Here is a 12,393-nt window from a genome sequence, read left to right on the forward strand (position 1 = left end):
AGGTAGGATAAAGAATCTACTCTTTCAGCTTGCCAGATCTTATCCACACCAATTTATTATCAGGCCCAAACCGGTAAACATCCTTCCACCAGGTAGCAGCTCCACGGCAGGAACTGAACAATAGCTTCTTTTCTTTATCTATAGCAACGTTGCATAGTTCCGAACATTTGGCTCTTGGATCATTCGGCTCCCTCAACTGCTCAAACCGTTTGGACTTAGCGTTATAGAGCCAAATGCTAAATGTTCGATAAACACCCATTCCGGCATCCGGTATGGAAAAAGCAACGTCATCATATCCATCAAAATTGTAATCAGCAATAGTGCCCTGTCTTCCGTAGTCTGGGCTATCAAAATCAGGTAACGATACCACCTTTTTTGTTCCTCCTGGATATTCAAAGCTGAGCTGGTTATTTTTAATATGGTTAAAGGAGAGCAAAACACCATGTAAAAGATAGCTGTCATCGCCACTATATGCTCCTGGTTTTTCATCAACATATTGGAGTAAAAAACGCTTTCCGTCTTTTTTTCTTAAGTACCAAATGTCGGTTAGCTCCCGTAGCCCTTCTGTGAGGCCGTAACTTCCCGTGGTTATCCCGTTAATAACTTCGTCCCATACGTAAGTAGTAAAATCCGGCTGACCACTTTCCCGCTCTGAACTGTCAACAGCATATTTTTTTATCCTTAGCGGAATTATCCCTTTCTGCCCCACATATTGCACAAAAGCTCCTTTACCTTCTGCACCGAAATAAATCTTAAGCCGGAATTCTTTCGCTATGCCCACAGATTTCAAGGTGAAAGGCTGGGCATTGGCATTGCTCATCATAAATGTTAAAAATGTAACGAATAGGAATTTTTTAATCATGTCTGTACCATTTAAATGTATTTAGCCTTTTCTGTTATTGCTAAGTCATCCTAATTGAAAACAGTAATTAGCGCCAACTGTTTTTCCACAGTGCTATTGGTAGATTCAAGTTAAGAAAATGCGGGCTCGTGTAATTGAACCATCAAAATCTTACTTTCATCAATTTGAATTGCTATTTTGATGTTCGAAGTTGTACATTAGCATTATGCAAAGCAGGGCCTCCGAAGATGAAGAAAATTTGCTCAATGAAATAGCCACAGGAGATCATCGTGCTTTTCGCCTGCTGTTTGATTTGTATCATCATAAGGTATACAGCTATTCGCTTCGGTTTTTAAGAAATGAAACTTTGGCTGAAGAGATTGTACAAGAGGTGTTTATAAGCCTCTGGTTAAAAAGAGAAGCTTTACCAGCTATTGCGAACTTTGGAGGATATTTAAGGGTAATTACAAAAAATCAAACACTGAACGCCCTTAAGAAATTGGCGCTGGATTTTAAAAAGAATGTTGCAGGGGCAGAGGTGTGGACAGAAATGCATACCGATACAGAAGATGCTATTCTTCTTAAAGATACTCGTGCCCTGCTACACGAAGCAATTAATCAATTGCCAAAGCAACAAAAACTTGTGTACGAATGTTGCCAGGTTGAGGGGTTAAAACAAAAAGAGGCTGCTGAAAGACTAAACATATCTCCATTAACTGTGAAAGTTCACCTAAGAGAAGCGACAAAAAACATTCGTAAATTTATGTCTGACAGGACAGAACTACAGGCTTTTTTACCGCTTTTTATTTATATGTTGAAATAATTTTTAATCTCACTACTACCTTTTTAATTTCCCGTTGTCATCTATATAAACACACAGAATGATTTTGTGTGTTGTTTAAAATTAGGTTCCGATGGATCAGGAAAAATTACAACAGTTGTTTCAGGAATATGCAGATAAAACCTGCACAGCGGAAGAGCATGCAGCATTTATGGCAATTGTTGCAAGTCAGGAAGCTAAAGCTGAACTAGATCAGTTGATGGAAAGGGAATGGAAACAAAATCCAAATACGCCCATGTTCAGTCAACATAAAGCATCACAACTTTTTGATCAGATCATGAGCTCCGCCGAGCAAAAGGGTACCGATGTTAAGGTACGCAAACTAAATTCCTATTCTTCATGGGCAGTCTGGGCTGCGGCTTCTATTTTACTTGGTCTTTTTGTGTTTTTCTATTACAATTCTGGTAGTAATATAAAACAGAAGCAAAGTGTGGCTTTACAAAGCAAGGCAGTTGCAAAGGCTAAATTAAACAAAGTTACAGCGGATGAACATAGGAAAATAAAGTTGCCTGACGGAAGTACAGTGGTGCTGAATAATAACAGTACCCTGGAGTTTCCGGAAGATTTTGTAGGGGGGAGAAGAGAAGTGATTTTAAAAGGTGAAGGATATTTTGACATTAAACATAATCCAGATAAGCCTTTTGTGGTATATGCCGGAAAAATCAAAACCACCGTTCTGGGAACGGCATTTAACATTAACGCCTATGGCGATAAGCAAGATGTAGTGGTTACCGTAACCAGGGGTAAAGTTATGGTGCAAGATGAAAGTAAAACCATTGGGATTATTGTTCCGGACCAGCAGATTGTGTACAACAAAATCCAGATGAAATCATTGGTGATGCCTGTAATGGCAAAGAAAAGCATAGCGTGGCAGGAAAGAGATTTATTTTTTGACGAGGTAACTATGGAAGAAGCCGCTGGCGAACTGTCCAGGTATTTCAACGTAAAAATTAGCTTCGCCAATGAAGCCAGCAAGGAATGTCGTTTTACAGGTACCTTTTTAAGAGGCGAAGGACTGGAAGAAATTCTAAAAGTAATCACCTCATTTAACCATACCACTTATCAAAAAGAATCCGGGGGATTTCTAATTTCCGGAAATGGATGCAAATAACCAATTAATCAATTTTATAACCTAAACCAGAAACATGATGAAAGAAATTTACCAGCTAAAGATTTGATTAAAAAACTCCCCGTCGCTAAACAGGGAGTAATTGATTGTTTTTGCTTTAGCGCTAACTAAGGCAATCTGTTATAAACAATTTTTCGAGGATCATTTAAACATTTAAAATTATGAAATTTTCTGCAAAACCAGCAGAGGGTAGTGAAATCTATTTGGGTTTTCCTATCTCCAACAAGTCACGAAATATAATTCGTCAAATTATGCGTCTAAGCCTAATTACAGCTATTTTAATCAGTTCAACCTTTCAGGTTTTGTGTGCATCTGAAACAAAAGCACAGGGTGCTGCAGAAGTAAAGTTGACTATGGAACTGAAAAATGAGTCCATTTTATCAGCAATAAAGAAAATAGAACAACAAACAAGTTTCAGGTTTATCTACAGGAGCAGCGACATTAAGGATGTTCAACGTATCAACCTTCCGTTAGAACAACGTTCTCTCGCAGAAACGCTGAATCTTATATTAAAAGGGAATGGGCTTAGTTATAGTGAAATTAACCAGAAAATCCTTGTTGCTAAAAATGTGCCCCCTGCTGCCGCTGCTGAGCCAATGGATACGCGTGTTACAGGGATGGTAGCAGACCAGGACGGACTGCCTTTGCCAGGGGTAACGATTATGGTTAAAGGAGATCGTGGTTCGAGCACTGCTACCGATCTAAACGGACATTTTAACATCAATATTCCTTCAGATGGCAACCAGATTTTGGTTTTTAGCTATATAGGTTTTAAAACACAGGAGGTAGCTGTTGGCACTTCTGCGTCATTGAAAGTAACGATGAATGCTGCACCCGGGAGTTTAAAGGAGGTAGTGGTTTTGGGTTATTCAGAACAGAAGAAAGAAAGCATTACTGGATCGGTTGCTACAGTTACTGGCGCAGAGCTGAGGCAAAGCCCTGCAGCCAATATTAGTAATTCCCTTGCCGGACGTTTACCTGGATTAATTGCTTTTCAAGGCTCCGGACAACCGGGCAGGGATGATTCCAGATTGTTGATTAGGGGAATAAGCACTTCTAAGAACTCGTCTCCATTAATTGTAATTGATGGGATACCTCAGGAAGCGGTAAATAGTAATGGCCAGACGGTGAACAGCGATGGTAGCCCTGTTAATGCCTTCCTTCCACATATTGATCCATCAGACATTGAAAGTATTTCCATCTTAAAAGATGCAGGTACTGCCGCGGTATATGGGGCAAGGGCTGCAAATGGTGTTATTTTGATCACTACCAGACGTGGAGACAGAGGAAAGCCTAGTCTTAACTATACTTTCAATGGAAGTTGGCAAAAGCCAACAAGGCTTGCAGAACTTGTTGATAGTTATGAGTATGCAACACTATTGAATGAGATGTATAAGAATGAAAATAACTTTCTTCCATCTGCAAACAGAGGTTATACCAATGAACAACTTGAAGTCATTAGAACAGGTTCTGATCCTGACCGCTATGCAAACACCGATTGGTATAGCGCTTTAATGAAACCCTCTGCATTTCAACAAAGACATAATATCTCTGTAAATGGAGGTGGAGATAAATCTAAATATTTCATTTCAACAGGATACCTGGATCAAAAAGGACTTTATGAATCTGCCGGATTTAAGCAATATTCGCTCCGTACGAACTTAGATGCAGAAATATCTAAAAATTTAAAAGTGAGTTTGAACCTGAACGGAAGGGTAGAGAAAACAAAGGATCAAGTAGCAGGCGGCGGAATTACGAGTCAATATCGTACAATATCACCTCTACTGCCCAGTCAGTTTAGTAATGGTACCTACAATTATATTTCAATTGTGAGTGGTAATTCTTCGTTGATCAATGGCAGTCCTTATTTAATGGGCAGAGGAGACGCAGGTTATGTAAATACAGACTTAAATGCATTGGAAAGTGTAGGCTCATTGATTTATAATGTTCCATTTATTACCGGCTTAACAGCTAAGGGAACCTTCTCTTACAATAAATATCAAACGTATATTAAAAATTTCACCAAGCCTTATGTAACTTCAGTAAGGAATGACAATGGTACTTATACAACCCGGGCAACTGGAAACACCAGGGCCTCGCTCACAGAGCAATTTCAGCAAAGACAGACTGTTCTTGCTGAGGCTTCTTTGAATTATAAAAAAACCATTAACAAGCATAATATTGATGTACTTGCTTTATACACGCAGACTGAAAATCAGGGAAACAGAATTTTGGCGTCCCGTGGCAATTTCGCCTCTCCGCAAGTAGATCAGTTGTTTGCGGGAGATGTTAATAATGATGATGCCACTGGAGTGGGGTTCAGAAATGCCCGTCAAAGTTTGGTAGGACGAGCTGCATATAATTATAACAGCAAATACCTGCTTGAATTTAGTTTCCGCTACGATGGATCAGACGTGTTTCCAAAGAATGATCGCTTTGGTTTTTTCCCCGCTGTTTCGGCCGGATGGATTCTATCTGAAGAATCGTTTCTGAAAGACATTTCAGTCATAAACTTTTTAAAATTGAGAGGATCATATGGCCAGTTGGGTAATGATAGAATTGGTCAATTTGACTATTTGAACAGTTACACTTTAGGCAGTGGCCTCGATGGTTATTATATTTTTGGTAGTTCGGAGGTTCAGGCACTAGTGCCTGGAGTAATCCCCAATGCGACTTTTACATGGGAAAAGGCCAATATTGGCAATATCGGATTTGAAGCCCGACTATTTAATAATAAACTGGGTATTGAGGCTGACTATTTCTACAAGCGAACTAAAGATATTTTGGGAACCAGGGCCTTCGTTATCCCGGCCACCATTGGAGCGTCCACAACTGGTTTACCACAGGAAAACCTTAATGTTATAGATAATAGTGGATTTGAGCTGGCTCTTGATTTCAAGGATCGCATAGGTGCAGTTGATTATTTTATAAAACCTAACATCACGTTTAACAAGAATAAGGTGATATATATGCCTGAAGCTGCAGGTACCCTTCCTTATCAAAGTTTAATCGGGCATCCATACTATCTCCCAGCTGTTAATTTAACCTCAGCAGCAGGGTATATTGCAGATGGTTTATATCAATCTGCAGCAGAAGTTGCAGCTGGCCCTACTCCTTTATATACAACTGTTGCAGCTGGTGACATCAAATACCGCGACATTAACGGGGATGGTAAAATTACTACCGCAGACAAAACAATAATTAGTAAAGGTGACTATCCGCAAATTATGTATGGTCTATCTATGGGCGTAAATTATAAAGGTTTTGACATTAGCGTATTATTGCAAGGTGCCGCTCAGGTAGAGAAATACATGAATGGTTTAGGAGAATGGGCATTTGCAGGAAATGCAGTTCCATCAAAAAAGCATTTAGATAGATGGACGCCCGAAAACACAGCTGCTTCTTATCCACGGTTATTCTCTAGTTATAGCAATAATAAAGAGATCTCAAGTTACTGGCTAAGAAATGGTTCTTATTTTAGACTGAAAAACCTGGAGTTGGGTTACAACGTCCCAACTTCATTTCTTTCGAAAATAAATGTTTCAAACGCCCGCTTTTACGTAAGCGGCACAAACTTGTTTACCATTACAAGTTTGAAAGATGTAGATCCGGAAGCTCTTGTTTCATCATTCGGTGCAGAAAGCTATATGATCCAAAAAGTTTTCAACCTTGGTTTAACTGTTAAATTTTAATCTATCTAAAATGAAAAGATATTCACTCATCATATTCCTGTTTGTCATAGTTATTACCACAGGATGTAAAAAGGACTTCCTGAACAGTCAGCCTTTAGACAGGTTCAGCGACGAAGATGTTTATAAAGATTCTACGCTAACAGGCTTATTTTTAAATAACCTGTATGCTAATATTCCGACAGAGTTTGGCGGAACCATGCGCGATGCCTTAAGCGATCAATTGTATTCCAGCGGTAATGTAAGTATCTATCAAAATACATTTGCGGCCTCAACTGCCCCTTTTGGAATATCTGGCGCATGGAATAATCCCTACATTACCATCAGACGTTGCAATATATTAATTGCCAACATAGATCGTGTTCCCGCAAGCGCAAAATTTAAAAATCAAACAAGAGATGAAGCAAGATTTTTACGTGCTTTAAATTACGCTTATCTCATTAACTATTTTGGAGCAGTGCCTTTAATTACTAAGGCCCAGGATCTGGATGAAAACTTAAATGTGCCTCGTAATTCTTATACAGAAGTGGTAAACTTTATCGTTTCTGAAATGGACGATATCAATCGTGCGCAATATCTGGCCTATAAATATACAGGGGCCAATATTGGGCGCATCACTATTGGTGCCGCACTCGCTTTAAAAGGCAGGGTGCTGTTATATGCAGCAAGCTATAATAACAACTGGCGGGCAGCTTATAATGCAGCAAAAGATCTCATTGATGTACAGTCTAAAACAGGTTATGCGTTATTTTCAAATTACGAAACGATGTTTTATGAGGCAAATGACAACAATTCAGAGGTCATTTTAGATCATCAGTATAAGTCAAATTTCCAGGCTTATCATGTACATCATTACAACTTGCCATGGGGAATTGTTCCTCCGGGGCCAAGCGCATTGAACCAGCCTACCCAGAACATTGTCAATGAATATGAAATGAGCAATGGTAAAATGATTGGCGAAAGTGGTTCCAATTATGACAGCGCACGTCCATACGTCAATCGTGATCCTAGATTTTATGCCAGTATTCTTTATGATGGATCAACGTATTTAGGTAAAACGCTTGATTTTATCCCAGGTTCAAATTATAATCCTTCTTCGTCACCGCTTACTACAGGTTATGCATTAAAAAAAATGCAGGATCCAGCTTTTAATCCTTTAGATTTAACTAAAAGCTACGGAGGTGGGCAGAATTATGTCCTAATCCGCTACGCTGAGATCTTTTTGAATCTGGCAGAGGCAGCATTTCACATCGGAGAAATTGAGGAGGCAAGGACGTATGTAAACAGGGTGCGGGCCAGGCCTAGTGTGAACATGCCTGAAATTCCCGCCACACAATTTACGCTGGCTAAAATTATGCATGAGCGAAATATTGAGCTTGCTTTTGAAGGTACCAGGTTGTGGGACATTCGTCGTTGGAGGCTGGGCCCTGAATTGCTTGGAACACCATTAAAAGGCATATCAATTACACAAAGTGGTACCAATCCACGCCAATATACAGAAATCCCGGTTCTGCAGCGAAACTTTACAGACAGGCTGTATTTGTTTCCGATTTACCAGGCAGAAGTAGAAAAAAACCCGGCGTTATTGCCAAATAATCAAGGATGGTAATGAAAAAGTACAATGTAAATAACCTTTTGCTGGCCATTGTGACCTTCGGGGCACTTAGCCATGCAACAGCACAAAATAAATCCGGATATACCATTAAAGGGACCATGGTAGATTTTCCGACGGGAAAAGTTTATCTGGAAAAAAATGATGGAGATGGCCACCGGGATTCTGCAAATGTGAGGAACGGTAAATTTGAATTTAAAGGAAAAGTAGATGAATTGGCTTTTTATTCCTTGTATATTAAGGATAAAAGTAAGTCGTCACACTTTCTATTGGAAAATTCGAATCTGACATTTTTAGGTCAAAAGGATTCGCTTTATCGGGCTAAGGTTAAGGGCGGACCGATTTACGATACTTACATGACTTTTTACAATACTTGGTGGAAGCCTGTAACGGCCAAAGCTGGTGAAATCTACGGAAGGATGGCCGTAGCGGATCAGGGTGGAAAAGTAAAAATGGACGCTGCAACCAGAAAAGCATTTGATGCCGAGTTTGCGGCGCTCAACATCATGAATGATAGTGTTGTGAATGCATATGCAAAAAAGAACTGGAATTCTATAGCTGCGGCTATGGTCATTAAAGACCGCTATATTGACTATCCGTATTTTGATAATGCAAGAGCCTTAATGCCATTGTTAAGTAAGGAGGTGAGGGAATCTTCCTTTGGGAAACAGATTTACGCCAGATTGGCCCTGGACGAAAAAACTGCAACAGGAAAAGTTGCCCCGGTGTTTTCTATGGCTGATAGAGATAGGAAAACCCTAAGCCTGGCCGATTTTAGGGGAAAGTATGTATTGGTGGATTTTTGGGCAAGCTGGTGTGGCCCATGCAGAAAGGAAAATCCTAACGTTGTGGCAGCTTACAAAAAATATCATGACAAAGGCTTTGAGATTTTGGGCGTATCATTAGATAGTAATAAGGAGCCCTGGTTAAAAGCAATTGCTACCGATCAGTTAACGTGGCATCATGTATCCGATCTAAAAGGATGGAAAAATGAAGCTGCGGCGCTCTATGGAGTAAGTTCCGTACCTGCCAGTTTTTTAATTGGACCTGATGGCAAAGTAATAGCTAAGGATTTAAGAGGTGAGGATCTTCACAAGAAATTGCAGATGATTTTTGCAACAAAATAATAGCTAAGGCTGTAAAATTAGAGGAGAGCCTGAACCGTAGCTGCGGTTCAGGCTCTTTGGCTGTAAAATAGTAGCTATATTTGCTCATTCATATTTCTTTTGCCCAAGATGTCACAGCCGCTTCCCTTTCAATCCATACCTTTCCCAGCTCCCTTGCAAATTGTACGCATGTTGGATTTTCATGATCCATCGTCCGACTTTCCGCATAGACATGATTTTTTTATGTGCTATTGGACTACTGAAGGAAAAGGTAAGCATCTTATTGATTTCGAGCCATATATCATGACAAGGGGCAGGTTATTCTTTCTTCACCAAAATCAGGTGCACCAGGTAAGCGAGTACGCCAATGATGGCTGGATGGTGATGTTTAATGGCGTGTGCTTTCAGGAGTTCTTGAAAATGAACCCTAAGCAAGAACAAAATGGACTGTTTGATTATTTCAACGCCCGCCCATGGGTAGATCTGGGTGAAGATCTTATCGAGCAATTTGAAACTATTGCCAACCTTATGACTGTTGAGGCTAATGAGCGTTTCAATATGGACATTTTACAACATTACCTTTCTATACTCTTGTTGTTTGCCGCCCGTAAGTATGCCCAGGACAATTCACTCACGATACAAGGCATCGATACCGAGCAGCTCAGAAAATTGAAAGTGCTTATAGAATCTAATTTCAGGACAAACAGGGAAAGTACTTTCTATGCATCCTCATTAGGCTATTCGCCCAGAAAACTCAACGCCCTTTGCTATAGAACCATGGGTGTATCTATCCAGGATATGATCAATCAGCGTTTACTGGCAGAAATTGAGGCCGGACTTGTTGGCAGCAACCGCTCTTTAAAAGAGATTTCCTTTGAATTGGGCTTCGTAGATCAGTCGCACATGGCCACTTTTTTCAAGAAACACCGTGCAGAACGTCCATCCGACTTTCGCAACAGGTATTTGCCCTAACCAGATTATACTCCCATTAGTACCATTTCATAACATGACTTGCCGTTTAGTTTTAGGACATTTGCAACTCCAATAATTGCGAAAATATCCCTAAATGTCCAGAAGAAAAATTGCCTACGCGCTGTGCCTTGCTATAATCAGTACCTTTTTTTTATCCACCGGTTTAATCATCAACAGCCTCAATGCCTATAAGGGCAATAACTGGGCATGGACGGCTTCATTAAGGTATTTGCTGGCCGTTCCCGTACTGGTAATTATTGTTTTGTTTAGAGGGAAATTAAACGGCTTGATGCTGGCTTTTAAAAAGATGCCACTCACATTTATTCTTTGGGGCAACCTGGGTTTTGGGGTTTATTATGCACTGCTTTCTTATGCCATTGGGATGATACCTGGTTGGCTGGTCACTGCCGGGTTTATGACCACAGTACTTGCCGGCGTGTTAATCTGTCCCTTGATTTATGATGACCACAGGGCAATGATTTCGAAAAAGGCATTGTTGCTTTCCTCACTATTGGTTTCAGGATTGCTCATTATGCAAATGGATAGAATTCGTCAGCTGGAGCACATTACCTTAACTGTACTTGGTATTGGAATGGCTATTCTGGCTGCATTTTTATGGCCGTTGGGCAATAGAAAGCTAATGCTTAAGTTAGAGCAGGAGCAGATTACGCTTGATCCTATTCAAAGAATATTAGGGATGACCATTGGCGGCCTTCCCATTCTCCTGTTGCTTGCTGCATACGGTTTTTACAGTGCCGGAGCTCCATCATTACTTCAATTAGAAACTTCCTTTCTGGCTGTACTGTCCTCCGGTGTAATTGGCACAATTCTTTTCTTTAAGGCCATGCAACTGGTCAGTAAAAACCATCTCGGTATGTTGGCAGTAGAATCTACACAGGTTTTAGGCGTATTTTTTACGCTCATTGGAGATATGCTGATTAAAGGGACTCCCTGGCCAGGGCTTTTTGGCAACCTTGGCTTTCTGATTATTGGCCTTGCCTTAATTTGTTATGCCGTACTTTCCCTCAACCGCAGGTATAATCCACTTTAGCCTGGTATTTCATTTATTCCTACCTCGAATGCGGTAGAACCTGTATCTTGGTGAAAAAGTAATCCATTACAAAAGGAGATAAATAATGAAAGCATTAATTATAGGCGCAACAGGTTCAACAGGGAAGGAACTGGTAAAGGTACTTTTACAAGATTCAGCATACACGAAGGTAGTTGTTTTTGTGCGTAAGTCTACTGGAATTACAGACCACAAGCTTGAAGAAATTCTAACTGATTTTGACCGGCTGGAAGACATCGCAGACCATATCAATGGCACAGTGTTGTTTTCTTGCCTGGGCACCACTTTAAAAGATGCCGGATCAAAAGAGCAGCAATGGCATATAGATTACGAGATACCATTCAAATTTGCAGAAATCGCAAAACGAAAAGGAATCAAAAGCCTCGTCCTGGTCTCTGCTTACGGTGCATCCCCTGGAAGCAAGATCTTTTATTCGCGGATCAAAGGTGAACTGGAGGAAGCCATGGCTAACCTTGCTTTCGCTCAGCTCATTGTTTTTAAACCAGGAATGTTGATTCGTAAAGGCTCAGACAGAGCTGCAGAACGGATCATTGCGCCTGTATTAAATTTCCTAAGCAGTATTGGGCTATTCAAGCGTTTCAAACCGCTAAGTACAGAGGTACTGGCAGCTAAACTTGCCAAAGCCCCAAAGGTATTGAATTCAGGCATTCACGTTATTGAACTGGAAAAGATAACTGGGTTTTAAATTGTTCAACAAGTTCAGCATATGCAGTATCTGTTAAAGCAACCTTTTGAGGGTTCATCTCAATCACACTACCAAATCCATACCCATCTTTATACTTAGGCACAACGTGCATATGTAAATGCGATAAAGTATCTGCAAAGGCACCATAATTTATTTTATCAGGATTAAAGATGGTTGCAATGGCTTTTGCCGCTGAGGCTACATCTTTCATAAATGCATTCCGTTGCTCATCACTCAGTTCGTGAAACTCAATTCCATGATCTTTATAAACTACATTTAAGCGTCCTGGGTGAGATTGTTCTTTAAATAAAAACAATTGAGATACTTCCAGATCACCGATTTTAATCATTAAACGGTCTAAAGTCTCATTCTTCTGGCAATACAAGCACTCAGAAATAGGTGTGGGCATCATATTTTGGTTGTGTAAA

General features: G+C 40.2%; 10 protein-coding genes. 8 read left to right on the forward strand and 2 right to left on the reverse strand.

All coding sequences use genetic code 11. The annotated features are described in order from the left end of the window. Positions 1 to 16: 16 nt before the first annotated feature. Positions 17 to 862 (reverse strand): hypothetical protein, encoded by an 846-nt coding sequence (locus LPB86_RS12105; protein ID WP_230644129.1) that lies wholly within the window; start codon positions 860 to 862, stop codon positions 17 to 19. Positions 863 to 1,067: 205 nt separating this feature from the next. Here LPB86_RS12105 and LPB86_RS12110 point away from each other — a divergent pair, with 205 nt between their 5' ends. The 8 genes from LPB86_RS12110 to LPB86_RS12145 all read left to right on the forward strand — a co-directional run bounded on the left by LPB86_RS12110 (position 1,068) and on the right by LPB86_RS12145 (position 11,965). Continuing rightward, positions 1,068 to 1,664: an RNA polymerase sigma factor gene (locus tag LPB86_RS12110; protein ID WP_230644131.1), complete on the forward strand. Its 597-nt coding sequence runs from the start codon at positions 1,068 to 1,070 to the stop codon at positions 1,662 to 1,664. A 91-nt stretch (positions 1,665 to 1,755) separates the two neighbouring features. Beyond that, positions 1,756 to 2,793 carry a FecR family protein gene (locus LPB86_RS12115; RefSeq protein WP_230644133.1) on the forward strand — a complete coding sequence of 346 codons (1,038 nt, stop codon included), beginning with the start codon at positions 1,756 to 1,758 and terminating at the stop codon, positions 2,791 to 2,793. 179 nt (positions 2,794 to 2,972) lie between these two features. Then, positions 2,973 to 6,503 (forward strand): TonB-dependent receptor, encoded by a 3,531-nt coding sequence (locus LPB86_RS12120; RefSeq protein WP_230644135.1) that lies wholly within the window; start codon positions 2,973 to 2,975, stop codon positions 6,501 to 6,503. A gap of 10 nt (positions 6,504 to 6,513) precedes the next feature. Continuing rightward, positions 6,514 to 8,109: a RagB/SusD family nutrient uptake outer membrane protein gene (locus LPB86_RS12125; RefSeq protein WP_230644137.1), complete on the forward strand. Its 1,596-nt coding sequence runs from the start codon at positions 6,514 to 6,516 to the stop codon at positions 8,107 to 8,109. Beyond that, positions 8,109 to 9,239: a TlpA disulfide reductase family protein gene (locus LPB86_RS12130; RefSeq protein ID WP_230644139.1), complete on the forward strand. Its 1,131-nt coding sequence runs from the start codon at positions 8,109 to 8,111 to the stop codon at positions 9,237 to 9,239. Before LPB86_RS12125 ends, LPB86_RS12130 begins: the two co-directional genes overlap by 1 nt. Before the next feature lie 108 nt (positions 9,240 to 9,347). Next, positions 9,348 to 10,190, forward strand: a complete 843-nt coding sequence (locus LPB86_RS12135; RefSeq protein WP_230644141.1) for an AraC family transcriptional regulator — start codon at positions 9,348 to 9,350, stop codon at positions 10,188 to 10,190. 94 nt (positions 10,191 to 10,284) lie between these two features. Beyond that, positions 10,285 to 11,241 (forward strand): multidrug resistance efflux transporter family protein, encoded by a 957-nt coding sequence (locus tag LPB86_RS12140; RefSeq protein ID WP_230644143.1) that lies wholly within the window; start codon positions 10,285 to 10,287, stop codon positions 11,239 to 11,241. An 85-nt stretch (positions 11,242 to 11,326) separates the two neighbouring features. Then, positions 11,327 to 11,965: an NAD(P)H-binding protein gene (locus tag LPB86_RS12145; protein ID WP_230644145.1), complete on the forward strand. Its 639-nt coding sequence runs from the start codon at positions 11,327 to 11,329 to the stop codon at positions 11,963 to 11,965. Here the strand turns inward: LPB86_RS12145 and LPB86_RS12150 are convergent. Continuing rightward, positions 11,934 to 12,377, reverse strand: coding sequence for an HIT family protein (locus LPB86_RS12150; protein WP_230644147.1), 444 nt, complete (start codon positions 12,375 to 12,377; stop codon positions 11,934 to 11,936). The two genes, LPB86_RS12145 and LPB86_RS12150, sit on opposite strands and share 32 nt — an antisense overlap. Positions 12,378 to 12,393: the final 16 nt, after the last annotated feature.

This window comes from Pedobacter sp. MC2016-14 (assembly GCF_020991475.1).
Taxonomy (GTDB): domain Bacteria; phylum Bacteroidota; class Bacteroidia; order Sphingobacteriales; family Sphingobacteriaceae; genus Pedobacter.